20 protein-coding genes and 5 pseudogenes are annotated in these 24,399 nt (G+C 72.3%); 18 read left to right on the top strand and 7 right to left on the bottom strand.

Annotated elements, in window-relative coordinates; genetic code table 11:
• The 4 genes and pseudogenes from ENC19_RS19945 to ENC19_RS19935 form a co-directional block, all read right to left on the bottom strand.
• Nucleotides 1-2,669: pseudogene (locus tag ENC19_RS19945) on the bottom strand (ATP-binding protein); the annotation flags it as partial.
• A gap of 368 nt (nucleotides 2,670-3,037) precedes the next feature.
• A pseudogene (locus ENC19_RS31915) lies at nucleotides 3,038-3,308 on the bottom strand (hypothetical protein); the annotation flags it as partial.
• A gap of 49 nt (nucleotides 3,309-3,357) precedes the next feature.
• The gene (locus ENC19_RS19940) at nucleotides 3,358-3,720 is read right to left on the bottom strand and encodes a hypothetical protein (protein ID WP_164448629.1); all 363 of its coding nucleotides are present in this window, start codon (nucleotides 3,718-3,720) and stop codon (nucleotides 3,358-3,360) included.
• A gap of 13 nt (nucleotides 3,721-3,733) precedes the next feature.
• Entirely contained in the window at nucleotides 3,734-4,051 is a 318-nt protein-coding gene (locus ENC19_RS19935; protein ID WP_164448628.1) for a hypothetical protein, read from the bottom strand.
• 343 nt (nucleotides 4,052-4,394) lie between these two features.
• On the opposite strand from ENC19_RS19935, the pseudogene folP reads away from it, so the two are divergent.
• The 7 genes and pseudogenes from folP to ENC19_RS19900 all read left to right on the top strand — a co-directional run bounded on the left by folP (nucleotide 4,395) and on the right by ENC19_RS19900 (nucleotide 9,149).
• A pseudogene (folP, locus tag ENC19_RS19930) lies at nucleotides 4,395-5,335 on the top strand (dihydropteroate synthase).
• Entirely contained in the window at nucleotides 5,332-5,697 is a 366-nt protein-coding gene (gene folB, locus ENC19_RS19925) for a dihydroneopterin aldolase (RefSeq protein ID WP_164448627.1), read from the top strand. Before folP ends, folB begins: the two are co-directional and overlap by 4 nt.
• Nucleotides 5,694-6,221, top strand: a complete 528-nt coding sequence (folK, locus tag ENC19_RS19920; RefSeq protein WP_164448626.1) for a 2-amino-4-hydroxy-6-hydroxymethyldihydropteridine diphosphokinase — start codon at nucleotides 5,694-5,696, stop codon at nucleotides 6,219-6,221. The genes folB and folK overlap by 4 nt, the downstream gene beginning before the upstream one ends.
• A 109-nt stretch (nucleotides 6,222-6,330) precedes the next feature.
• Nucleotides 6,331-6,816 carry a DUF3180 domain-containing protein gene (locus ENC19_RS19915; protein WP_208020961.1) on the top strand — a complete coding sequence of 162 codons (486 nt, stop codon included), beginning with the start codon at nucleotides 6,331-6,333 and terminating at the stop codon, nucleotides 6,814-6,816.
• A gap of 199 nt (nucleotides 6,817-7,015) precedes the next feature.
• The gene (locus ENC19_RS19910; RefSeq protein WP_164448624.1) at nucleotides 7,016-8,221 is read left to right on the top strand and encodes an ABC transporter permease; all 1,206 of its coding nucleotides are present in this window, start codon (nucleotides 7,016-7,018) and stop codon (nucleotides 8,219-8,221) included.
• Between the two features lie 55 nt (nucleotides 8,222-8,276).
• Complete coding sequence (locus ENC19_RS19905; RefSeq protein ID WP_093409856.1) at nucleotides 8,277-8,582, top strand: hypothetical protein; 306 nt, start codon at nucleotides 8,277-8,279, stop codon at nucleotides 8,580-8,582.
• A gap of 75 nt (nucleotides 8,583-8,657) precedes the next feature.
• Nucleotides 8,658-9,149 carry a hypothetical protein gene (locus ENC19_RS19900; RefSeq protein WP_164448623.1) on the top strand — a complete coding sequence of 164 codons (492 nt, stop codon included), beginning with the start codon at nucleotides 8,658-8,660 and terminating at the stop codon, nucleotides 9,147-9,149.
• Nucleotides 9,150-9,257: 108 nt separating this feature from the next.
• On the opposite strand, the gene ENC19_RS19895 is transcribed toward ENC19_RS19900, so the two are convergent.
• Nucleotides 9,258-10,253: an ABC transporter ATP-binding protein gene (locus ENC19_RS19895; protein ID WP_164448622.1), complete on the bottom strand. Its 996-nt coding sequence runs from the start codon at nucleotides 10,251-10,253 to the stop codon at nucleotides 9,258-9,260.
• A 2-nt stretch (nucleotides 10,254-10,255) separates the two neighbouring features.
• Here ENC19_RS19895 and ENC19_RS19890 point away from each other — a divergent pair, with 2 nt between their 5' ends.
• The 4 genes from ENC19_RS19890 to ENC19_RS19875 all read left to right on the top strand — a co-directional run bounded on the left by ENC19_RS19890 (nucleotide 10,256) and on the right by ENC19_RS19875 (nucleotide 14,705).
• Entirely contained in the window at nucleotides 10,256-10,942 is a 687-nt protein-coding gene (locus ENC19_RS19890) for an ABC transporter permease (RefSeq protein WP_164448621.1), read from the top strand.
• On the top strand, nucleotides 10,939-11,673 hold the full coding sequence (locus ENC19_RS19885; protein WP_164448620.1) for an ABC transporter permease: 735 nt from the start codon (nucleotides 10,939-10,941) through the stop codon (nucleotides 11,671-11,673). The genes ENC19_RS19890 and ENC19_RS19885 overlap by 4 nt, the downstream gene beginning before the upstream one ends.
• Nucleotides 11,674-11,917: 244 nt before the next feature.
• Nucleotides 11,918-12,919, top strand: coding sequence for a glycine betaine ABC transporter substrate-binding protein (locus tag ENC19_RS19880; RefSeq protein ID WP_235944937.1), 1,002 nt, complete (start codon nucleotides 11,918-11,920; stop codon nucleotides 12,917-12,919).
• A gap of 160 nt (nucleotides 12,920-13,079) precedes the next feature.
• On the top strand, nucleotides 13,080-14,705 hold the full coding sequence (locus ENC19_RS19875; protein WP_208020956.1) for a hypothetical protein: 1,626 nt from the start codon (nucleotides 13,080-13,082) through the stop codon (nucleotides 14,703-14,705).
• Between the two features lie 44 nt (nucleotides 14,706-14,749).
• Here the strand turns inward: ENC19_RS19875 and ENC19_RS19870 are convergent, their stop codons facing one another.
• Together ENC19_RS19870 and ENC19_RS29575 are read right to left on the bottom strand one after the other, a co-directional pair.
• Nucleotides 14,750-15,931 carry an NADH-quinone oxidoreductase subunit D gene (locus ENC19_RS19870; RefSeq protein WP_208020955.1) on the bottom strand — a complete coding sequence of 394 codons (1,182 nt, stop codon included), beginning with the start codon at nucleotides 15,929-15,931 and terminating at the stop codon, nucleotides 14,750-14,752.
• 37 nt (nucleotides 15,932-15,968) lie between these two features.
• Nucleotides 15,969-17,340 (bottom strand): annotated as a pseudogene (locus tag ENC19_RS29575) (SAM-dependent methyltransferase).
• A 115-nt stretch (nucleotides 17,341-17,455) separates the two neighbouring features.
• On the opposite strand from ENC19_RS29575, the pseudogene ENC19_RS31910 reads away from it, so the two are divergent.
• From ENC19_RS31910 to ENC19_RS19830, 7 genes and pseudogenes are all read left to right on the top strand, one after another.
• A pseudogene (locus ENC19_RS31910) lies at nucleotides 17,456-18,440 on the top strand (DUF2520 domain-containing protein).
• 38 nt (nucleotides 18,441-18,478) lie between these two features.
• A complete protein-coding gene (panC, locus tag ENC19_RS19855; protein ID WP_164448682.1) occupies nucleotides 18,479-19,327 on the top strand; it encodes a pantoate--beta-alanine ligase in 849 nt (282 codons plus the stop codon).
• Nucleotides 19,328-19,355: 28 nt separating this feature from the next.
• Entirely contained in the window at nucleotides 19,356-19,775 is a 420-nt protein-coding gene (gene panD, locus ENC19_RS19850; RefSeq protein ID WP_164448617.1) for an aspartate 1-decarboxylase, read from the top strand.
• 186 nt (nucleotides 19,776-19,961) lie between these two features.
• The gene (locus ENC19_RS19845) at nucleotides 19,962-20,858 is read left to right on the top strand and encodes a septum formation family protein (RefSeq protein WP_164448616.1); all 897 of its coding nucleotides are present in this window, start codon (nucleotides 19,962-19,964) and stop codon (nucleotides 20,856-20,858) included.
• A 61-nt stretch (nucleotides 20,859-20,919) separates the two neighbouring features.
• Entirely contained in the window at nucleotides 20,920-22,614 is a 1,695-nt protein-coding gene (locus ENC19_RS19840; RefSeq protein WP_164448615.1) for an L-aspartate oxidase, read from the top strand.
• On the top strand, nucleotides 22,611-23,507 hold the full coding sequence (gene nadC / locus ENC19_RS19835; protein WP_164448614.1) for a carboxylating nicotinate-nucleotide diphosphorylase: 897 nt from the start codon (nucleotides 22,611-22,613) through the stop codon (nucleotides 23,505-23,507). Before ENC19_RS19840 ends, nadC begins: the two co-directional genes overlap by 4 nt.
• A gap of 19 nt (nucleotides 23,508-23,526) precedes the next feature.
• Complete coding sequence (locus ENC19_RS19830) at nucleotides 23,527-24,285, top strand: type III pantothenate kinase (protein ID WP_164448613.1); 759 nt, start codon at nucleotides 23,527-23,529, stop codon at nucleotides 24,283-24,285.
• The last annotated feature ends 114 nt before the right edge of the window (nucleotides 24,286-24,399 follow it).

Here is a 24,399-nt window from a genome sequence, read left to right as displayed (position 1 = left end):
TCACGCCTCCATGTCAGGCAGCACGGTCGGCAGCACCCCTGCGGCGGCGGCGATGGCGGCGGGGGTGGTGTCGAGGTGGTCCAGCAGTCCATCCACGTAGGAGACGTCGACCCGAACCTTCTGGACCCGGCCGTCGACGTCGCGCATCACGAACTCCCGGAAGCCGAGCCGGTTGGCCGAGGTCGCATCGGCGGTGGAGAGCGAGGCGAGGGTGGCCTCGTAACCGTCGTCCACCGGTACGCGTAGCAGTCGCAGCGCCTCGGAGGCGATCTCGGCGTCTTCGGCGATCCGGCCGACGAACACGGTGGAGACGAGGTTCTGTACGTCGAGACCGAGGATGTCCCGGGGGTTCTGCGAGGCGACGAGCGCGGCCAGGTTCCACTTGCGGGAGTCACGGGCGAGCCGGACGAGGAAGGATCGGCCGGAGCGCCACCCCTCCATGAAGTGCGCCTCGTCCAGGCCGACCAGCTTCCGGGAGGCCATCGAGCCGCCGTAGCAGCGGCGGACCGCCAGCCGATGCGCGGTGTGCAGCATCGGCAGGGCGAGTGCCTCCTCGGCCGACCAGTACTCACGTTCGATCTTGAGGTCGGGCAGCCGCAGGCCGGCCATGGTGATCACGGTGAGTGCGGCGTCCGGGCCGAGCAGGCCCTCCGGCGGGCGACCGAAGAAGAGCATCGCCAGTGGCATCTCGGCGGTGTCCAGCAGCAGGTTGGCCAGTTCCCGGCCGGCGTCGTCGTCGAGCTGGCCGAGGCAGGTGACCACGTCGTCCAGAGTGGAGGTCTCCTCGGCGGGCACCTGGCGCACGGCGTGCCGGAACAGGGTGGCGGTGGAGGCCTCCCGAGCCACCTGCGGTGGCACCAGCATCATGCAGATGTCCTGTACCAGCATCCGCCGCTCGGCCCGCGCATTGGAGACGGCGATCTCGAACTCCCGGTCACCGGCGGCTCCGGCGGCGAACTCGCTGCGCAGCGGGGTCGGGATCAGTGAGTACGGCGCCAGCGTGCCGTGCTCGGAGCCGGTCAGGTTCAGCACCCGCGAGTAGGGACGAAGCTCCGGCATCGCGCAGAGCCGGGCCAGCGGGCCGGAGGGGTCGAGCAGGGTCACCTGTACGCCGCGGCGGGCGGCCAGGTAGCCCAACGCGCCGAGCAGCGTGGACTTGCCGCCGCCCGGTTCGGCCACGAAGACCGCCAGGCCGGAGCGCTCCCGCACCTCCATGGGAAAGTGCAGGTCGAGGAAGACCGGGCGGCGGCAGGTCCCGGCGGTACGACCGATCAGGTCGCCACGTCGGTCACCCACCGTGGAGGCGGCCTGCGGCAGCGCCGCCGCGAGCAGGTTGACGGGCATCCTGCGTACGTAACCGGTGTTGGCGATCGGCTCACCCGGAATGAACTCGCGGGCCAGCCAGTCCTGGTTCTTCGGATGCTGCAGGGAGATACGCAGCTCGCGCGAGTAGAGCTGGATGAGCCGACGGGCCCGTTCCAGGCACTCCTCCCGGGTCCGACCGCCGACCGCGATGCGGTGCCAGCCATGGGCGCGGGCCGAGTCGACCGGCAGCCCCGTGGTCATCTCGTCGCCGATGACCAGCGCGCGCTTGGCGAGTCGCTCCAGTTCGGGCGGCGCGTCGATGCCGTGTTCGGCGTAGTCCAACTGCTGTGACCGGATCATCCGGAGTCGGTGTTCGAGGTTGCGGAAGGAGTCGCCGGAACCGAGGATGTCGACCCGGGTGGAGAGCTCCATCGGCCAGGGCAGCCGCTCGTGGAAGTGCAACCAGGGTTCGTGTCGCTCGGGGATCTCCAGCGGCTCCATCCGACCGACGGCGAGCACCGCCACGTGTCGTTCCTCGCCGGTCATCCGGTGGACCAGCTTGACGGTGGAGCCGTACGGCGTGCGGTAGCGCTCGACCTGTTCGGTGAGGGCGAGCAGGTCGCCGCGTTCCCAACGACCGTCGGTGATGGGTGAGAGCGTGCCGGGGGGCGCCATGCAGAGTGCCACCGACCGGTAGAGCAGCCACTCCAGCTCGTGCGCGGTGACGCGCCGCCCCCGCATGCCGAAGGCGCCGAGCACCTCGTCGAACTGCTCGACGGTGCGGCCGAGCTTGCGCCGCTCGCCCTCGGCGACGCCGCGGCCGAAGGTGCGCAGCAGCCGCTCGGTGAGCGAGTCACCGAGGGAACGGCGGGCGAAGGTGACGCCGAGGTAGGTCTGACCCTCGGCGTGATTCACCGACAGCAGGTGGCGTTGCGCGGCGACCAGGTGCTCGCCCCATCCGGGTGTGCCGGGGACGTCGGGCAGCGGTGCGGCGGTGTTGGCGTCGATGGTGCGGGCCCACTCGTCGGCCGGGAAGGGCCGGGTGGTGCGGCGCAGGTGCAGCCGGAAGCCGGCCAGGCCGGCGTACTGCTCGGAGATCGCCGAGAGCAGCGCCTCGCGTTCCGCGTCCGGCCGGAAGGCCCAGCGCACCTCGGGCAGCCAGTACCAGGCGGTGACCGTGTTGGGGGTGAAGGTCAGGTGCCCGGCGATCTCGGTGATGGCCAACTCGACGGCCGGATCACGATCGCCGAACTTGATCCTCGGTGGTCGGACACGGACCGGCTTGACCGGCCGGTCGCGGTGGTCGACGGACCGTTGCCGGGGGGCCGGACGGTTGGCCGGCGGCGCTGACCGACGTGGCGTCTTCCCGGGATCGTCGGTCGGCGCCGGGTCGTTGTCGCGGGCGCGGCGGTCCTCCCGAGCGGGCGGTCGTCGCCGGTGGGCCGGTCGTCGGCGGGCGGCCGGGCGGTCGGCAACCGGTCCGCCGGGTTGGGTGCCATCCGGGGCGGAGCCGGCGGCGTGTTCGTGGCCGGCGCCGGGCCCTCGACCAAGCGGCCGGGTGGCGTGGCCGGCGCCGGGTCGGGCGGTCGCGGTGGCGCGGGCGGCGCCGGTGGCGGAGCCGCTCGACGGGCTGCCGGTGCGGGCCCGACGGCGGGCGGCGGTGCGGATGCGGCTGCTGCGGCAAGGCTCGTGCGGTGCCCGTTGCCCCGCTGGGCGGCACCGGGCCGGGGGTACGCGCCACCGAAGAGGTCGAGGAACGGTGAGTCGATGTCCGCGCCGTCCCGGCTGGCCGGGGCCGAATCGGCCGGAGCCGCTCGGCGCTGCGGCGGGCGGGGTGCCTGGAACACACCGACGCTGCCGTGCGCCGGGGTGGTGGCGAGTGCCGGGTCCAGCGTGGTCTCATCCAGCCCATCGGCTTCCGGGTAGTCGAATGAACGCGCACGGTTACCGTGTGGTGCGGCCGGACGTCCGGCCGGGGATCCCGGCGTGGCGGAGCGGCTCATGCGATCGCCCTGCCCGTGTCCTCGTTCGGCCCGTACGGCGTGCAGCCGGTCATGCCAGTTCCTCCCGGATCCTGATCCTGCTGCCGACCAGGCGCGGATCGCGCTGCTCGGCGGCCGGCTCCCGGGTTCGTCGCCAGTCGGTCAGCGCGGTACGGATCACCATGCGCGCCGGACGGTCCGGGTCGACGTACCGGAAGACGAACGAGGTGGTCACGATCGCGAGGGCGATCTCCCAGGCGGGGAAGAGTTCGACCCGCAGCGTGAACAGCCAGTGGATGAACATGTAGAGGGGGACGAGCAGCATGAACAGCCCGTACTGGGCGTACGGCAGGTGGACCGGAAGGGTGTAGCCGGGCGGCCCGAGATAGACCAGGCGAGCCCGGTAGATGTCGTCGTCGGTGCGCAGCCGCATCTCGTGCCCGCGTCTATTCGAAGATCAGGTTGATCAGGAAGTCGCCGATGAAGAAGAGGGTGGCGGCTCCGGCGATGAAGGCCAACCCGACGATCGCGATGGCCGAGCTGGTCAGCACCTTCGAGATCTCGCCCCGGCTGGCGCGGCCGATGAAGATGACGCCCAGCACGGCGAGCAGGATCGGCGCGATCTTGCTGGCGAAGAAGGTGACGACGCCCTCGGTGTCGATCCCCTTCGGTTCCTCCGCGGCGAGCGGAATCGACGACACCAGGGTGGAGAGCAGGTGGAGGGCGCTTGTGGACGCCGTTTCCATCAGCTCGATGGCGATCACTGAAACCTCCCCAAGTCGCGGCCGGCGGCGCCGCGGTGGTGCAGTAGGCAAGCCTTGCGGGATCGGTGCTCACTGTGCGCAGTGCTCGGAACCCTGCGTACGACAACCGCCACGAAGGGTGGCGATTTTTGGGTGGGTTGTCCCGCTTCGGCCCTCCCTCCAACCGTCGCCATCTCGATGCTGGACAATTCCACAGCGTACGGGCCGCCCCTCTTTGCGACAAGCCGCGAAAATGCTGCCCGAACCGACCCGGACGACCGATCGTACACCTGTTCCAATTGGCATGTCAGGATGCACGACCGGGCCGTCTGCGAGGGGCGGCCGGGCCGGTACCGTCCTACTCGTGACCGATCTGGTACGGGCTCCGGCCCCGGTGGTGATGGGCGTCCTGAACGTCACGCCCGACTCGTTCTCCGACGGCGGACGCTACGCCGACGTCGACGCCGCCGTCGCACACGGCGTCCGGCTGCGTGCCGACGGCGCGGAGTTGGTGGATGTCGGTGGAGAGTCGACCCGGCCGGGTGCCGACCGGGTGGACGCGGAGACCGAGGCCGCCCGCGTGGTGCCGGTCATCCGCGAGCTGGCCGCGGCGGGCGTTCCGGTCAGCATCGACACCACCCGGGCCCGGGTCGCCGTCGCGGCGCTACAGGCCGGCGCGATCGTGGTCAACGACGTCTCGGGGGGTCTCGCGGATCCCGACATGGTCGGGGTGGTCCGGGATGCCGGCTGTCCCTGGGTGCTGATGCACTGGCGCGGCCACTCCCGCCGGATGAACGAGTTGGCCAGCTACGGTGACGTGGTCGCCGACGTCCGTGCCGAACTCGGCCAGCGCGTGGACGCGGCCCTCGCCGCCGGGATCGGCCCGGATCAGATCATCATCGATCCGGGCCTCGGCTTCGCCAAGAACGCCGCCCACAACTGGCAGCTCAGCGCCCGGCTGCCCGAACTGGTCGAACTCGGCTACCCGCTGCTGTTCGGCGCGAGCCGCAAGTCGTATCTGGGTCAACTGCTGGCCGGCCCCGACGGCGTGCCCCGGGCGACCGACGGCCGGACGGCGGCCACCGTCGCCACCAGCCTGCTCGCGGTGGCCGCCGGCGCCTGGGGGTACGCGTGCACGACGTGCGTGCCACCGTCGACGCGCTCGCCGTCTGGCGGGCCACCGGCCGTCCCCGGTTGGCCGCTCCGTCGGCTGCCGACACCGCGTCCGCCGGGTCGGCGGCCGGTCGGGTCGTGCCGTCGGACGCCGCCGAGTGGTCCGCGGTCGACGGGCGGGGGCGGCGATGACCGACCGGATCGAGCTGACCGGCCTGCGGGCGCGCGGCCGGCACGGGGTGTACGACTTCGAACGCGCGAACGGCCAGGAGTTCGTGGTGGACGCGGTGCTCGAACTCGATCTGGGACCGGCCGCCCGGTCCGACGACGTGCGGGACACGGTGCACTACGGCGAGTTGGCCGAGCGGTTGGTCGAGGTGGTCACCGGCGAGCCGGTCAACCTGATCGAGACCCTCGCCGATCGACTGATCGAGGTCTGCCTGGTGGATCCGCGGGTGTCCGGCGTGACGGTCACGGTGCACAAGCCCGAGGCCCCGGTGCCGCACGCCTTCACCGACGTGGCCGTGACGATGCGCCGGACGCGTACCCGATGACCCGCGCCGTGCTCTCCCTGGGCAGCAACCTCGGTGACCGACTCGCCCACCTGCGCACCGCCCTGACCGTCCTCGGTGACAGTGTCCTGCTGGTCTCCGGGGTCTACGAGACGCCGCCGTGGGGTGACACCGAGCAGCCGACGTACCTGAACGCCGTGCTGCTGGCCGCGGACCCGAACGCCGATCCCTACGACTGGTTGGCGCGGGCCCGGGCGGCGGAGGACGCCGCCGGTCGGGTCCGGGACCCGGAACGGCGCTTCGGTCCCCGCACGCTCGACGTCGACGTCGTCGCGGTGTGGACCGACGACGACCGCCCGGTGTTCAGCGCCGATCCCGAGTTGACCCTGCCGCATCCCCGGGCACATCTGCGGGCCTTCGTGCTGCGGCCGTGGATCGACATCCAGCCCTACGGCCAACTGCCCGGGCACGGTTGGCTCACCGACCTGCTCACCACCGGGCCGGTCGCCGTCGAGGTGCCGGAACTGAGCCCCCGGCCCGATCTGACGTTAGAGTCGACGGCATGAGCGAGCGCAGTGAGCGGACCATCAGGCTCAGCGCGACCGGGTCTCATGGCGGGGCGGCGCGCGGCGAGGTACCGGCATGAGCGTGTCCCCGCCACCCGACGGGTCGCGGATGGGCCCCACCCGCATCTCGACCCTGGTGGTGACCGCCCTCGCCGCCGCCGCGGTGGCCTGGCTGCTGATCAGCGGCATCTACTACGAGCGGCTGCCGCCGCTGCCCTGGTTGCCGGTGGTGACCCTCGCCGGACTGGCCGTGCTGGAGGCGTACGCCGCGATCAACACCCGGGGTCGGATCGACCGCCGACCGGGCCGGGATCCGGTCAATCCGTTGATGGTGGCTCGGTTCGTCGTGCTGGCCAAGGCATCCGCGCTGGTCGGTGCCATCTTCACCGGCGGGTACGCGGGGCTGACCGGTTGGTTGTTCGTGCAGCCGACGCGGGCTGCCACCGATGACCGCCCGGCGGCCATCGCCGGCCTGCTGGCCTCGGCCGCCCTGGTGGCCGCCGCACTCTGGTTGGAGCGGGCGTGCCGGGTCCCGGAGCGGCCCGACGACGAGCATGAGCCGGACGACTGGGAGAGCCACCCGGATCGTCGCTAGTGCGACCGCCCCGAGGCTCACCCCGGTGGCCTCGACGTGGCCGGACACCGGACACCGCCCGGGCCGCCGGCCCAGCCCCAGCAGGGGGTTCCGCCCGGCTCGGACGCGCGGGTACGGTGCCTCCGACCGAAAGGCAACGCCCGCCGCCGGTCCGCCCGTGCGTCGGTGGAGTCCGGGCGGCCGCTGGGAGGCAGGAATCATGGGGTACGACGAACCGGGCCGTGACGGACCGCCGGAGCCTGCCTCGGCCGGTCCCGCGACCGCGGAGGCCGTCCTCGACGATCCCGACGCCGAGTCAGGCCGGGACCGTTTCGGCGTCTACATCGTCTGGGAGACGTTCCTGCTGCTCGGCTTCGGCGCACTTGTCTACCTGGTGTGGCGTGAGGATTCGGCGGTGCTGCGCGGCAGCGGGTTGCGGGATCTCATCGTCGACGTGATCGGTCTGGGTCTGCTGGCCCTGGCCGTCGGGCTGACCCTGCGTACCGCCGCGGTCAACCTCGCTGTCGGACCGGTGGCGGTCGCGGCCGGGCTGCACTTCGCCGAACAGAGTGACCGCGGGGTGCTCGGCGCTGTCGGCACGGCCACCGCGGTGGCGGCGATCGGTGGGCTGGTGCTCGGCCTGGTGGTCGTGCTGCTGCACGTGCCCGGTTGGGCGGCGAGCCTCGGTGGTGCCGCCGGCGTCATCGTCTACATCGAGCAGCGCTCCGCGCCGGTGCTGGTGCAGGGCGATTACGACCCGCGGGGCACCGCCGGACAACTCTTCGTCGGCTTCGCCGCGATCGCGGTGTTCGGCGGGCTCCTCGGAGCGGTGAGCCCGATCCGTCGGCTGGTCGGCCGGTTCCGGCCGATCGGCGACCCGGCACGTCGGCGGGGTACGGCGGCCGGTGTGGTGGCCACCACCGGGTACGTCTGCTCCACCGTGCTCGCGACCCTCGCCGGGGTGCTGATCGCCTCGATGGGCGGGACGGTGACCCCGGCGGCGGGACTGGACTGGACGGTGCTGGCGGTGGGCGCGACGCTGCTCGCCGGCACCAGTGCGTTCGGGCTGCGTGGCGGGGTCTTCGGCACGCTGCTGACGGCCGGTGCGATCGGGCTGTTCCTGGCGTACGCGCAGGCCCGTGGTTGGACGGTCAGCCGGTGGGCGGTCGGCGGCGCGGCGCTGGCCGGTGGGCTCGTCGTCACCCGCCTGGTGGAGACGTACGGACGTCCGGTGCCGGTGCTCGGGGCACCGCTCCCGCCGCCGCCGGAGCCGGCCGCCGAGAGCGGGTGGAGTGTGACGCAGCCGCAGCCGGTCGGTGACTGGCCGCCTGTGCTGCCGGCCCAACCCCCCGTCGGCGGCACGGACCCGTGGGGAGCCCGGCGCTGGGAGACCGGCTCGCGTACCTGGGAGGCCGACGATCGGTGACCGGTCGGCAGCTTGTCGGCGCGCCGAGCGTGATCTCGACGGTTAGGCTCGGCACATGACCGACACATCATCGATCTCCGGCGGCCGGTCGTTCGAGGAGTTGGACGTCCTCTCCACCGAGGAACTGCGGGAACGGGCGTTCACCCTCGCCCGGGAGCGCCGGGACGTACGGTTCTTCTGGTCGGTGCTGCGGCACCTGCCGAACGCGGACGAGGCCGCCGCGCTGGACGGCGCGCCGAACTCGGTGGGGCCGACGGTCGACGAGGCGGTGGCCCTCTGGCGCGAGATGACCGGGCACGGCTACGAGGAGTCCGCGCCGCTGCTGCGCGCCGCGTTCATCGACTACCTCATGAAGCACTAGCGGGCCAAACGCGCGTACCACCATAAATGACGCCTCGCGTTTGCCTGCGTCGATCCGCTGGGAAATAGCGGGGCCATGGCTCTCACCAATCGATACAAGTCCGCACCGGGCGCTGGTACGCTCGCCGCGCTCATTCTGGTCCTCGTCTTCGGTAGTCCCTGGTACGTCGACTGGGCCAGGGACAACACCGATCCCGACAGTGCCGGCGGGTGGTTCCTGAGACTGCTCGCCTGGCCGGCCTGGCGATTCGACTCCGACGACTCGATCCAGGAGATCTTCGCCGACGACTTGCGGGCGATCCTCGTGGTCGTCCTCACCTTCCTGTTCCTCTACCTGCTGCCGGGCTCCCAGCTCGCCCGTGCCCGCGGCACCATCAGTCAGTTCTTCGCCGGCTGGGCGGCGTTCGTCTTCGCCGGGGCCTTCGCGGCCCTGTTCACCACGCTGATCCGGACCAACCCGTCGCTGCTGGGCGCCTTCCAGGCGGCGGGGGACGGCGCGGAGTACGGCCTCTTCGTCGGCTGGATCATCGGCATCGCCACCCTGGGCGGCTACCGGGGCCGGCGCTGACCGTACGGCCGGGTCCGTCGTGCGCGACGGACCCGGCCGACCACTCGTGCCGGAGTCACCCGCGGCGCTCCGCCCGCCGACTCGGTCGGGCGACGCAGGCGGGGACACTCAGCCGGCCGACTCCGTGAGCGTCAGGAGGCGTTCCCGGCTGAGCGTCCCGACCGGCTGTCCGTCCTCGGTGACCACGGCCCGGCCACCGGCGGCGGTGAGCAGCACGGCCAGCGCGTCGTACGCCGACCCACCCAGCGGTAGCGACGGGAGGTCCGCGTCGCCGTCGACCGGCAGCGGATCGAGTACCTCCCGGGTCACCGGGGTGACGGCCAGCCGGCGGATGCCCCGATCGGCTCCGACGAACTCGCGGACGAACCCGGTGGCGGGAGCGCCGAGCAGCGTCGCCGGGGTGTCGTACTGCTCCAACCGGCCGCCCTCGGAGAGCACCGCGATCCGGTCACCGAGCCGGACGGCCTCGTCCAGGTCGTGGGTGACCAGGACGATGGTCTTGCGTACCTCCGCCTGCAACCGCAGGAACTCCTCCTGCAGCCGGGTACGCACGATCGGGTCGACGGCGGAGAAGGGCTCGTCCATCAGCAGCACCACCGGGTCGGCGGCGAGCGCCCGGGCCACCCCGACCCGCTGCCGCTGGCCGCCGGAGAGTTCGTGCGGGTACCGCCGGCCGAACTGCGCCGGGTCCAGGCCGACAAGTTCCAGCAGTTCCTCGACCCGACGCTTGACGGTGCCGGTGGCCCAGCCGAGCAGCCGGGGCACGGTGGCGACGTTGGCGGCCACCGTCTGGTGCGGGAAGAGTCCGACGTTCTGGATGACGTAGCCGATCTGGCGGCGCAGTTTGACCGGGTCGGCCCGGGTGACGTCGGAGTCGTTGAGCAGGATCCGACCGGCGGTCGGCTCGATCAGCCGGTTGATCATCCGCAGCACGGTCGACTTGCCGCAGCCGGACGGGCCGATGAGGACGACCAGTTCGCCCTCGTCGACGTGCAGGCTGAGCTCGCGGACCGCCTCGGTGCCGTCCGGGTAGCGCTTGCCGATGCCGTCGAGGGTGATCGACGCCGCGCGTCGATCACCGCCGGCCCCCGGGGTAACGTCCACGTATGTCCTTCCGCCTGAGCTACCGGGCTGATCCGGGTAACCCGTGGTTCTCCTGGCAGTACGTGCGGGACAACTCTGACACGGTGCTCGACGCCCTGCGTGAGCACGCCACGCTGACCCTCCGGGCGGTGCTCATCGCCGCGCTGATCGCCGTCCCGCTGGCCGTGCTGGCCTACTGGTTCCGGCCGCTCACCGGGCCGATTCTCGCACTGACCGGGGTGCTCTACACGGTCCCCTCCCTGGCCCTGTTCGCATTCGTCGCACCCTATCTGGGCATCGGCGTCGCGACCGTGTTGAGCGTGGTGGTGCTGTACGCGCTGCTGGTGATCGTCCGTAACACCGTCGCCGGGCTGAACCAGGTGCCGGCGGAGGTCCGGGAGGCCGCCGAGGGCATGGGTTACGGCCGCTGGGGGCGACTGGTGCGGATCGAGTTGCCGCTGGCCCTACCCGGCATCCTGACCGGCCTGCGGTTGGCCACGGTCTCCACGGTCGCCCTGGTCACCGTCGGTGTGGTGATCGGACGGGGCGGGCTCGGGCAGATCATCTTCGCCGGCTTCCAGAACAACCTCTACAAGGCTCAGATCATGACCGGGACGTTGCTCTGTGTCCTGCTGGCGCTGGTGCTCGACCTGCTGCTGGTGGGGGCCGGTCGGCTGCTCACCCCGTGGCTGCGCGGGAGGACCGGATGAGCGCCGCGACGAATCCGGTGTCCCAGGCGGTGGTCTGGCTCAACGATCCGCTGAACTGGACGAACCCGGGCGGCATCCTGGACCGCCTAGGCGAGCACGTCAGCATGTCGGCCGCCGCGGTGCTGCTGGGCTGCCTGGTGGCCTGGCCGCTGGGTCTCTGGCTGGGCCACATCGGCCGCGGCGGCGGGCTGGTGGTGCTGGTCTCGAACCTCACCCTGGCGGTGCCCACGCTCGCCCTGCTGACCATCCTCCCGTTGACCTTCCTCGGCTTCGGTCGGCCGGCGGTGGTGCTCGCGCTTGCGGTCTTCGCCGTGCCGCCGCTGCTGGCCAACGCGTACACCGGAGTGCGGCAGGTCGATCCGCAGACCCGGGAGGCGGCCCGTGGCATGGGCATGACCGGGGTGCAGGTGCTGCGCCGGGTGGAACTGCCGCTCGCGGTGCCCTATCTCGCGGCCGGTTTCCGGACCGCCGCCGTCCAGGTGGTTGCCACGGCGGCGCTGGCGACCTTCGTCAACGGTGGTGGCCTGGGGGAGATCATCCGGTTCGGGTTCGGCCTGAGCATCGCGGTCGGTGGTGGCCAGATCCTGGCCGGCGGGCTGCTGGTGGCCGGGCTGGCGGTAAGCGTCGAACTGCTCTTCGCACTCGTCGAACGGCTGGTCACCCCGCGCCCGCTGCGCCGCGCCCGGCGCCGTGCCGGGCGACGCGCGGCGGATGCCGTCGCCGGCTCCTGACAAGGGGACGACTCAGGACATCGAGCAACCCGGCGCGGGGGCTGGTCGTGCGATCCGCGTCACCGGTACGGCGTCAGTCGGGTGCGACGACCCCGATGGGTGACGTTCCGGTGACGAATGCCTCCTCGGCTTGTCGGTGGGGCACGGCAGGATGTTGGGTGGACATCGCGGGCGGCAGGCGGGATCGCCCGTCGGACACGCGGCCGGCCCCTCCGGGCCGCGCCGGGACACGGAAGGCGGGCTCATGCGCGCAGGTAGAAGACTGTCCATCGCGGTCGTGGGGGCTGTCGCGGCGGCGACGGTCCTGGCGGGGTGCGGCGACGCCGGTTCCTCCGGCACCGAGGCACCTCAGCAGGGTGCCTCGGGCGAGGGTTGCGCGCCGGTGGCCGGTGAGCAGTTGATCGCACTCGAGGACGACAAGTCGCTGCAGAACGCCGACAACATCATCCCGGCGGTCAACAGCGAGGTGGCGAACCCGCAGTTGATCGCCGCGCTCGACAAGGTCTCCGCAGTGCTCGACACGCCGAAGCTGGTGCAGCTCAACAAGGCGGTCGACGTGGATCGTAAGAGCGCCCAGGCGGCGGCGCAGGAGTTCGCCGACGCCAACTCGCTGACCGACGGCGTGCAGCGCGGATCGGGCGGGCGGATCACGGTGGGGGCGGGCAACTTCACCGAGAGCGAGATCATCGCCGAGCTCTACAAGATTCAGCTGACCGCCGCCGGCTACCAGGTCTCCGTGCAGCAGATCGGCAACCGCGAGTTGTACGAGCCGGCGTTGGAGAAGGGCGAGATCCAGGTCGTCCCGGAGTACGCCGCCACCCTCGCCGAGTTCCTCAACGGCAAGGTGAACAGCGGTGGCCAGCCGGTCTCCTCGCCGGACGTCGACAAGACCGTCACCGCGCTGCGTGGCCTGGGTGAGCAGGTGGGTCTGACCTTCGGCGCGCCGGCGGCCGCGCAGACCCAGAACGCCTTCGCGGTGACCCAGGAGTTCGCCGACAAGTACGGCGTGCGGACCCTCTCCGAGCTCGCCGAGAAGTGCTCGGGTACGGCGACGGTGCTGGGTGGTCCGCCGGAGTGCCAGGAGCGCCCGTTCTGCAAGCCCGGTCTGGAGCAGACCTACGGGCTCTCGGTCGGCTCGTTCTCCTCGCTCGACGGCGGTGGCCCGTTGACCAAGACCGCGTTGCGCAACGGCACGATCAGCGTCGGCCTGGTCTTCTCGACCGACGCGGCGTACGCGCAGAACTGAGCAGCCGCGCCAACCACGTCGGCGCCCCGGTCGAGTCGGCCGGGGCGCCGTCGCGTCGCCAGTCCCGAAAGCGCCGCTGCGGAGCCCCTTCTACACTCGCGACGGACACCTGCCGTCGAGCCGTTCCCAGGTGACGCAACTCTCGGTAGGCTGCGGACCCATGCCCGCCCCGGTGCCCGCCGATCCCCGCAAGCTGCTCACCGTGCTCTTCTGGGGCGGTGTGGCTCTCGCTCCGGTCGCGGCGCTGATACTCCTGGTCGCGGACGGCAACGGGCCGCTGCGCTTTGCCGCAGTGCTGGCCATTCTGGCCGTGGTGCTGATCGGCCTATCCATCGCACTGCGTAGCGACGGCGGTGGACAGCATGCCGAGGAACTCCGCGAGGAGGTCGACGAGCTGCGGCGGGAGCTGCGCGGTGAGATCGTGGCTGCCGCCCAGCGTGGCAACCAGGCGCTCGACGAGATCCAACGGGTCCAACAGGCGCTGGCCGGGCTGCGTCAACGGGTCGACTCGGGTGGCGTCACCGCGGTCGCGAACGACGAGCCGCCCGGCCCGGGCCGGGCCCGGGTTTCGGCACCGGAGGCACCGCCGCGGCAGACCGAACGACCCGCCGCGTCGGCCCGGGTCTACGGCACCGCCCAGCCCGCCCCGGGCCGGACCGGCGGGTACGGCGCAGCGCGTTCCGGGCCCGGCAACGATCGTCCGGCCAGCGGCTCAGCAGGTGTCTACGGTTCGCCGGTCCCTCCCGAGCAGGACGATCGCCCGGGTGAGGCGGCAGGGCGGCCACTGGGGGTGGTCCGGCACACCGAGACGGTGCACGTGACCACCCGGCACACGATCGTCGGCGAGTCCGGTGGCCGGTACGGCGGCTACCCGGCGGCGTGGTCGGGATCGTCGCCCGGAGAGCGCCGGCGAGGGCACGGCATCGACGAGGACGACCACTCGTGGTCCGACGGCGATGATCATTCCCGCCGGGACGACAGTCGTCGCTGGTCCGGTGCGGAGCGCTCGGACGAACGTTCCTGGTCCGGGACGGGCCAGGAGGAGGCGCGCGCGTGGTCCGGCCGTGACGAGGAACGTTCCTGGTCGGGGCGCTCCCACGAGGAGGACCGCCCGTGGTCGCCAGCGCCGGAGGAGAGCCGCTGGTCGACCGGGGACGACGACTGGTCCGCCGCCCGCGACGGCGGCTCGGGCTATCCGGGCGGGCCCGCCGGTGACCGCGACTGGGGCTCACGGGACGACCGGGGCTGGGACGCGGGTGGCCAGCAGTGGGAAACTCCCGCGGACCCGACACCGGCGGCTCGGGGACATCGGGCGGACGACACCGGGGCGTACTGGGCGCAGCTGCGCGCCGGAGACCGGTGGGCGGCGGTACGTGACGACGATCGGGGCCGCGAGGTGCGCGTCGGCGAACGCCGGGCCGAACTGCACGCCGATCCGGTCGGCACCGAGTACCGGGTCGAGGACCGCTGGGCGAGCGTACGCCGCGACGAGCCACGCCGCGCTGCGGGCGACGACGGGTGGCGCGACGGCTGGGGCGAGCCGGAGGGTCGTCCGGCGTTACCCGCCGGTGGGGTGCCGGTGCCGCACGAGTGGCGTCCGCCCCGCGAGCGCGGCTACCAGCCGGAACCAGCGCGGGGCCACCAGCCGGAGCCGGCGTACGGGTACCAGTCCGAGTATCCGCGCGGCGAACGTCCCGGCGGGGAGTCGTACGGCCGCCGGCACCGCGTGGAGGAGCCCGGATACGGTCCGGCGGGGAGCGACGCCGGCGCTGGTCGCTGGCGCTGATCCGGCGACCGTGCGCCCTTCACGAGCCGCGCCGGATCGCGCCGTCACTTGTCGATGTCGCCCACCACGAAGAACATCGAGCCGAGGATGGCGATCAGGTCCGGCACCAGACAGCCGGGCAGCAGGGTGGCCAGGGCCTGCACGTTCGCGTACGAGGCGGTGCGCAACTTGAGCCGCCACGGCGTCTTCTCGCCGCGGGAGACCAGGTAGTACCCGTTGATGCCGAGCGGGTTCTCCGTCCAGGCGTACGTGTGTCCCTCCGGTGCCTTGAGCACCTTCGGCAACCGGGTGTTGATCGGACCGGTGAGCCGGTCGACCCGGTCCAGGCACTGCTCCGCCAGGTCGAGCGAGGTGTACACCTGGTCGAGCAGCATCTCGAAGCGGGCGTGACAGTCGCCGGCCGTTTTCGTCACCACCGGCACGTCGAGCTGGTCGTAGGCCAGGTACGGCTCGTCCCGGCGCAGGTCCAGATCGAGCCCGGACGCCCGGGCGACCGGGCCGGACGCACCGAACGCGGCCGCCTCGGCCGCCGACAGCACCCCCACGCCGACGGTACGGGCCAGGAAGATCTCGTTCCGGCGGATCAGGTTGTCCAGGTCCGGCATCCGGCGGCGTACCTCTCCGATGGCGGCCCGGGCCCGACCGGTCCAGCCGGCCGGCACCTCCTCCTTCAGACCGCCGACCCGGTTGAACATGTAGTGGATCCGTCCGCCGGAGACCTCCTCCAGCACCGCCTGGAGCGTCTCCCGTTCCCGGAAGGCGTAGAACATCGGGGTGATCGCCCCGATCTCCAGCGGATACGAACCGAGGAACATCAGGTGGTTGAGCACCCGGTTCAACTCGGCCAGTGCCATCCGTAGCCAGGTGGCCCGCTCGGGCACCTCCATGCCCATCAGCCGTTCCACCGCGAGCACCACGCCCAGTTCGTTGGCGAACGCCGACAGCCAGTCGTGCCGGTTGGCCAACACGATGATCTGCCGGTAGTCGCGCACCTCGAACAGCTTCTCGGCACCTCGGTGCATGTAGCCGACGACCGGTTCGGCGGCGAGCACCCGCTCGCCGTCGAGCACCAGCTTGAGCCGCAGCACACCGTGCGTGGAGGGGTGCTGCGGTCCGATGTTCAGCACCATGTCCGCGCCGAGCTGCTCCCCGCCGGTGCCCGCCACCAGCCCGGCGCCGGTGCCGACGGTCAGCTCGCGCAGCTCGCCCGTGGTCATGCCCGCCATCGTGCCATGAACCGCCGGGCCCGGCGGTGATCGCCCGTCAGCCGTGCGGACCGTCAGCACCGTCGGTGCGGGTCGCGAGGGGTGGCAGCCGGTCGGCCGGTGGTCCGACGGGCTGCCACAGCCACCAGTGGCCGCCGAGGCCGGCCGGGTCGGTCAGCTCGGGCCGCCGCCGACGCGGTGGCCAGTGCCTGCAGTAGCCGGCCGGGTCACTGGTGGCCAGGCTCAGCGGCGGTCGGCCACCGTCGGCCCCGAGCGCTCGCAACGCCTCCCGCTGTGACGTCAGGACGTACGCACACCGGGCGACCCGCTCACCGGTGGCGGCGACCGAGTCCATGGCCACGTGTGCGGTGACGTCGCAGGAGCCGTCCGGCACCGGCGGCACCTGCCGCCCAGCCCGGTAGCCGGTAAGCGTCCCGTCGAACGGGCGCTCCGCGCGCAGGTGGCCGTAGTCCACGGCCAACGCCAGCCCCTGCTCGACGCACCCCACGGCGTGCGCCCACGCCTCGTCCCTGGTCCGCCCGATCTCCGCCCGCCCCATCGGCGGTATGCGCGTAGGGGTGCGGTCCGTGGGGGTGTGGTCCGTGGGGGTTTCCGGGCAGCCCGGCCGGCTCCGGGCGGGTCAGGCTTGATCCCTGCGCCGGCCGGGCTGCCCGGAAACCCGACGTGGTCGGGCCCGACCCGTCCGTCGGGGTCTGCGGGGGGAGGTTCGGATCATCCGTGCGGGTCCGCGCCCCGGGGGGCTGGTGGGTCGGGGTGGGCCACCAGGTCGTCAGCCAGGTTGTGTCGTCTCGACTTACTGGTTCGCCTGTCGTCTCGGCTCCCGTGGTGGGGTCGACGAGCAGGTAGTGCCAGTTGTGGTCGGTGTGGACGGCGAGGTCGAGGGGGATGTTGTCGAGCCACTCGGTGGCCAGGAGCAGGCCGATGATGCTGGTGGGGATCTCGTTCGTCCAGGTGATCTGGTCGGGAAGGTTCTCTGGGCGCGGGGCGAGTTCGACGGCGGTGAACCGTACCCGCCGAGCCAGCGGAACCGGCGCGGACAGCGACGCATCGACGGACCCGGACGAGACACCACCCGGGCCGGGGCGAACGGCGGCCGTGGTGGTCAGGGTTTCCGGGGAGCCCGCCCGCGCAGGGATCAAGCCTGACCGCCCGGAGCGGGCGGGCTCCCCGGAAACCCCCACGGCGAGTGAGTTGAGCAGTTCGCCACCCCCAGCCCCCACATCCACCACGTCGAACCGGTCGGGGAAGCCCAGGGCGGCGTCGAGGTGGTGGATCAGGCGGAGCAGCGCCGAGGTGAAGACCGGGGAGGCGTGCACGCTGGTCCGGAAATGGGCTGCGGGCCCGGCGCCGGAGACGAAGAAGCCCTCCGGCCCGTAGAGGGCATGCCGCATCGCCTCGCGCCAGCACATCGACATGGGGCCCTCCTCACACCGGTGAACGATTTCACACAACCTTGTTTCAGATCCGCTTCAGAGACGCATACTTGCCCCGACCGGTACCCCGTCTCGAGGACTGGATCGTGACATGAGCGCACGGCTGCGCACCCACTCGGCCGCCTACCGGCGGCCCGCGACCTTGGCGTCGGCCAAGGTCGGCACTCCTGCCCGGCTCACGGTCGGCGTCGTCGGCGCCGGACGGGTGGGCGCTGCGCCGCTGCGCTGGCCGCCGCGGGTCATCGGGTGGTCGCCGCCAGCGGGATCTGGCGCTTCCCCTTCGCCGGCGGGGCCCGCCTGGCGCTGCTGGCTGCTGCCGACGGTTTCGCCGCCCCGGCCATCGAGGTCGCCCGGGCTGCCAGCGACCTGCTGCTGATCGCCGCACTGACGACGCGCCGGCCGAGGTGGTGGTGGCCGGTCTGGCCGCCGACGGCACGTTGCGTCCCGGTCAGGTGGTCAAAAAGCAATACACGTCGGGGGCACACGGCTCTGGGCTGTGCTGGCACCGGCCACAGCGCGGCCGGTGCCCGTCCACTGGCGTTGCATCCCCGCGATGATCTTCGCCGGCACGCCTGACGACCCTCGGCCGGTTGCCCGGCATCTCCTACGGGTGACCGCGCCGACCTGCGCCTCGCCGGCCGCCCGGCTGGTGGTCGACCTTCGGTAAGTGCCGGAGTGGATCGCTGAGGTTGACTGACCGCTGTAACCACGCGGCGCTGGCGCACGGCGAACCACCCAGCAGACTGGTCAACGAGGCGGCCGACCGGTTGGTGCGACGCCGTGGGTGGCCAGTTCGAGAAGGTGCTCGCCCTTGCTGCTGCGTGCCGCGCTGGAGAACGCGCTGCGCCCGGCGACGACACGCGCTTACTGGCCTGGCCTCCCGGGGCGATGCCGGGCACGGTGCGGCGGCACCTGGCGCGGCTCGCCGGTGCACCGCACCCGAGTCGGTCGAGCCCTATCTCGTGCTGGCGCGGCGTACCGCCGATCGGGCCGTCGCGGCCGGCCGGCTGCGTCCGGTCGACGCGGCGGCACTGTTCGGCGTCCTGGACGACTACCGGAGCGGGGTGGTGGCGTGACCGTCGGCGGAGCACAGGTGTCGAGCGGGGTGGAGCACGTGACGGAGCTGGTGCACACGCGGGCCGACCTGGCCGAGGCACGAGCGGCCTGCACCGGGACGGTGGGGGTGGTGATGACCATGGGCGCGCTGCACGAGGGGCACGAGACGCTCCTGCGCGAGGCCCGGGCGCGTGCCGACCATGTGATCGTGACGATCTTCGTGAACCCGCTGCAGTTCGGGCCGAACGAGGACTTCGACCGCTACCCGCGTACCCTCGAAGCCGATCTCGACGTGTGCCGGCGAGCCGGGGCGGACCTGGTCTTCGCTCCCTCGGTGAGTGAGATGTACCCCGGCGGCGAGCCGGCGGTCCGGGTCAACCCGGGGCCGCTCGGCGAGGATCTGGAGGGGCTCAGCCGGCCGGGGTTCTTCCACGGCGTGCTCACCGTGGTGCTGAAGCTGCTTCAGCTCACCCGCGCGGACCTGACCTTCTTCGGTGAGAAGGACTACCAGCAGCTGACCCTGGTCCGGCGGATGTGTCGGGACCTGGACGTTCCGGTCGAGGTGGTCGGGGTGCCCACGGTCCGGGAACCGGACGGTCTGGCGCTCTCCAGCCGCAACCGTTACCTTTCGCCGGCCGAGCGCTCGATGGCGCTGAACCTGTCCCGGGCGTTGCGGGCCGGTGCCGAGGCCGCCTCGGCCGGTGGCGACGCCGCAGCGGTCCTGACGGCGGCACACGTCGCCTTCGGGGGCGGCGAATCCGGCGCGCGGCTCGACTACCTGGTGCTCACCGATCCGGATCTGGAGCCCGGGCCGGTCCGTGGCCCCGCCCGGCTGCTCGTGGCGGCCTGGGTGGGCAACACCCGGCTGATCGACAACACTCCGCTCTGGCTCGACCCGGCTTCCTGACCACACGTACCCCGCGAAAGGCGTCCCGATGTTCCGCACGATGCTCAAGTCCAAGATCCACCGGGCCACGGTGACCCAGGCGGACCTGCACTACGTTGGCTCGGTGACCGTCGACGAGGATCTGCTCGACGCCGCGGACCTGCTCCCCGGCGAGCAGGTGGCGATCGTCGACATCACGAACGGCGCCCGCCTGGAGACGTACGTGATCCCGGGCCGGCGGGGCAGCGGTGTGATCGGCATCAACGGTGCCGCCGCCCGCCTGGTCCAGCCGGGCGACCTGGTCATCCTCATCTCGTACGGGCAGATGGACGATGCCGAGGCCCGCGCGTACCGCCCCCGGGTGGTGCACGTCGACGCGGACAACAAGGTCGTCGACCTCGGCGCCGACCCGTCGACCGCCGCGCCCGGCACGGCCGGCGCTCCGGTGCCCAACCCGCTGTCGGTGTAGCGGGACCGCTCATTGGCCATGTCGCCGAGGGAGACGTACGAGTAGTTGGTGGATTCGCCGCTCAAGTGAACCTTTTGTGCCGGCCGTGAGCGTCGCGCCGCGATTCCGGTCTGTCACCGGAAGGTCATTTCTGGTTACCCTGGAGGCGCCGTCGGGGGACGGCCGCTGACTGGGGGAGGCGGCGCCATGCAGCGTGCGACGAGGACCCTGGTCACGGCCTTCATCGTGGCGGCGCTGCTGGCCGGCTGTGGGTCGACCGGCGGGCTGGACGGCGACCTGGTCGACGACTGGGCCGCGTTGCCGCCGCCCGGGCCCTTCATCCCGGCCGTCGGGGTCTGTCACGAGGCCGACTTCGCCGAGGTGGTGCCGCTCGGGGCGTACGCGCCGGTGGACTGCGCCGCACCGCACCGGGTGGAGACGGTGCACGTCGGCGCCTTCCCCGCCGCACGGAAGCAACCGCCGCCCACCGGTTCCGCCGAGCTGCGGACCGCCTTCGCCGAGTGTGACAACCGGGCCAACGGCCACGTCGGTGACAACTGGCGGGCCGGGCGGCTCCGGTTGGCGGTCGCGGTGCCGTCCGGGCCGGGCTGGGCCGCCGGGTCGCGTTGGTACCGCTGTGACCTGATGGAGGTCAGCACGGTGGAGGCCGGTGCCAAGGTCGTGTTGCGTACCGGCTCGCTGCGCGACGCGCTCCGTACGGCGTCGGCGCTGCGGCTCAGCTGCCAGCAGACGCGTACCGGCGGGGGCGGGGTGGTGCAGACCCTGGTGCCGGTGGCGTGCACCGACCGCCACGACGCCGAGTTCGCCGGGGTCTGGTCGGCTCCGGACCGCCCGTACCCGACCAGCAGTGTGCAGTGGGCACCCTTCTACGCCGGGTGCCGCTCGGTCCTCGCCCGCTTCGCCGGTGTGCCGGACGACGACGATCTGATCTTCCGTACCGACGTGGTGGTGCGGCCGCCCAGCGCCGGTCGGTGGCGGGTCGGCGACCGGGGGATCCGCTGCTATCTGTGGCTCAGCGACCGTCGGGTGACCGGAACGCTCAAGGACGCCGGCCCGGCGGCACTGCCGGTGCGGACGAAGTAGCCGGAACCACTCGTCCCGCCCCCGCCGCCCGAGGCGAAGGGCATTCGGGTTGACTGGGGGCATGGATCTACCGACCGTCGGCCTGCCGGCGTTGCCGACCCGACTGGCCGCCCCGGCGCCCGGCTGGGTGGAGACCACCGACGTGATCGTGGTCGGCTCCGGGGTGGCCGGGCTGACCGCCGCATTGCATCTGCGTGAGGCGGGACTACACGTCACTGTGGTCACCAAGGTCGACATCGACGAGGGATCGACCAGGTGGGCGCAGGGCGGCATCGCCGCGGTCCTCGACCCGACCGACACCCCGGCCATGCACGCCTCCGACACCGAGATCGCCGGCGTCGGTCTGTGCGACCCGGCCGCGGTCCGCGTACTCGTGGAGGAGGGGCCGACCCGGCTGCGGGAACTGATGCGTCTCGGTGCCGAGTTCGACCGCAACGCCGACGGGTCGTTGATGCTCACCCGCGAGGGCGGGCACCGGGCCGACCGCATCGTGCACGCGGGCGGCGACGCGACGGGCGCCGAGGTGCAGCGGGCGCTACACGCGGCGGTACGCCGCGACCCGTGGATCAGGCTCGTCGAGCACGCGTTGGTGCTGGATCTGCTCCGGGCCCCCGGCGACGGTCCGGGTGGGCTCGGTGCGGCGTGCGGGATCACCCTGCACGTGCTCGGCGAGGGCAGTGAGGACGGTGTCGGCGCGCTGCTGGCCCGCGCGGTGGTGCTGGCCACCGGCGGCATGGGGCAGATCTTCGCGGCCACCACGAACCCGGGGGTCTCCACCGGCGACGGGGTCGCCCTGGCCATGCGGGCCGGTGCGGCGGTCACCGACGTGGAGTTCGTGCAGTTCCACCCGACCGCGCTGATCGTGCCGGAGCACTCCCGGGTGCCCGGCGCCGGGCACGCCCAGCAGCCGCTGGTCTCCGAGGCGCTGCGGGGCGAGGGCGCGTACCTGGTGGACACCGACGGCAAACGCTTCATGCTCGGCCAGCACGAACTGGCCGAGCTGGCCCCCCGGGACGTGGTCGCCAAGGGGATCCACCGGGTGCTGCTGGCCACCGGTGCCGACCACGTCCACCTCGACGCCCGTCACCTCGGCGGTGAGTTCCTGGCCCGCCGGTTCCCCACAATCGTCGCGTCGTGCCTGGCCATCGGGGTCGACCCGGGAACCGACCTGATCCCGGTGGCGCCGGCCGCGCACTACGCCTCCGGCGGGGTGCGCACCGACCTGCGCGGCCGGACCTCGATCCCCGGTCTGTACGCCTGCGGCGAGGTCGCCTGCACGGGCGTGCACGGCGCGAACCGGCTGGCCAGCAACTCGCTGCTGGAGGGGCTGGTCTTCTCCCGGCGGATCGCCGACGACATCGCGTCCGGCCTGCCCGAGCAGGCCCGCCCGGCGGACACCGGGGCGTGGCGGGGTGCGGGCGGCTGGGTGCTGCCGGCCGAGACGACACCGGTGTTGCAACGGGCGATGACCAGGGGCGCCGGAGTCCTCCGCTCGGCCGCGACGCTCACCGCCACCGCCGCCGAACTGGTCGAGCTGGGCGTCGCTCGCGGCACCCCGCGCACCGCCGACTGGGAGGCGACGAACCTGCTCACGGTGGCCGCCACACTTGTCGCCGCGGCGTACGCCCGCCAGGAGACCCGGGGCTGCCACTGGCGGGAGGACTTCCCGGTGGCCGACGAGCGGTGGCACGGCCACCTGGTCGGTGCCGTCGGTGGAGCGGGACGGTTGACCACCCGGTGGGAGGAGACGCGATGACCAGCGAGACGGAGCGGCTGCTGCGCGCGGCCGGGCTGGACCCGGACCAGGTACGCCGGATCATCGAGAACGCGCTGGTCGAGGACCTCGGCCCGGACGGGCTCGACGTGACAAGTACCGCCACCATCCCGGCGGCACAGACCGACACCGCCGACGTGGTGGCCCGCGCCGACGGCGTGGTGGCCGGGCTGGCCGTCGCCGCCGCCGTGTTCGAGTCGGCCGCCGAGGCGATCGGGATCGGGCGTACCGTCGAGGTCTCGCTGGTGGCCCACGACGGCGAGCGGGTGGCCCGGGGAGACGTGCTGGCCACGGTGACCGGCCCGACCCGGGTGCTGCTCACCGCCGAACGGACCGCCCTCAACCTGCTCTGCCGGATGTCCGGGGTGGCCACCCACACCCGGGCCTGGGCGGACGCGTTGGCCGGCAGCAAGGCGATGGTGCTGGACACCCGCAAGACCACCCCGGGGTTGCGCGCCCTGGAGAAGTACGCGGTCCGGGCCGGCGGGGGCACGAACAAGCGGATGGGCCTGCACGACGTGGCCATGGTCAAGGACAACCACAAGTTCGCGGCGGGCGGTGTCGCCGCCGCGTACCGGCGGGTCCGGGAGGCGTTCCCGGACGTACCGGTGCAGGTGGAGGTGGACACCCTCGCCGAGGCCGTGGAGGCGGTCGAGGCCGGAGCCGACTTCCTGCTGCTGGACAACATGCCTCCGGCGGTGCTCGCCGAGGTGGTGGCCGCCGTGGGCGATCGGGCCGAGCTGGAGGCGACCGGCGGGCTGACCCTCACCGACGCCGCGGCGGTGGGCGCCACCGGCGTCGACTACCTCTCCGTCGGCGCGCTCACCCACTCCTCACCGATCCTGGACATCGCCCTGGACCTGCGCACGGAGTGAACCCGTCTAGGCTGCGTGCGTGCTGCTCTGCATCGACATCGGGAACACCAACACCGTGCTGGCGACCTTCGACGGCGACAAGCTGGTGCACTCCTGGCGGATCAAGACCGACGCCCGTTCGACCGCCGACGAGCTGGGTCTGATGTTCCGGGGACTGCTCGCCGGCGACGCCGTCGAGATCACCGGCGTGGCCGCCTGCTCGACGGTCCCGGCCGCCCTGCGCTCGCTGCGGACCATGCTGACCCGCTACTACGGGGAACTGCCGAGCGTCATCGTCGAGCCCGGGGTGCGTACCGGGGTGCAGCTGGCCATCGACAACCCGAAGGAGGTCGGCGCGGACCGGGTGGTGAACACGCTGGCCGCGTACACCCTCTACGGTGGGCCCTCGATCGTCGTCGACTTCGGCACCACCACGAACTTCGACGTGATCAGTGGACGAGGAGAGTTCCTCGGTGGCGCGTTCGCCCCGGGCATCGAGATCTCCTTCGACGCGCTCGCCGCCCGCGCCGCCCAGCTGCGCAAGGTCGAGGCGACCCGGCCCCGCTCGGTGATCGGCAAGAACACCGTCGAGTGCCTCCAGGCGGGCCTCTACTTCGGCTTCGCCGGTCAGGTGGACCGGATCGTCGAGCGGATGGCCGCCGAGCTGGGCGAGCTGAAGGCGGTGATCGCGACCGGTGGGCTGGCGTCGCTGGTGCTCAACGAGTGTCGGACGATCACGCATCACGAGCCCATGATCACGCTGATCGGGTTGCGCATGGTGTACGAGCGGAACGTCTGACTTTTCTGGTCTTGCGGTGGGGTTTCCGGGCAGCCCGACCGGCTCCGGGCGGTCAGGCTTGATCCCTGCGCCGGTCGGGCTGCCCGGAAACCCTCGGTGGGGCAGCGTCATCCG

The organism is Verrucosispora sioxanthis, from assembly GCF_010560025.1.
Taxonomy (GTDB): domain Bacteria; phylum Actinomycetota; class Actinomycetes; order Mycobacteriales; family Micromonosporaceae; genus Micromonospora; species Micromonospora palythoicola.
The sequence above is the reverse complement of the archived record's forward strand: the minus strand, read 5'-3'. Positions and strand labels throughout refer to the sequence as shown.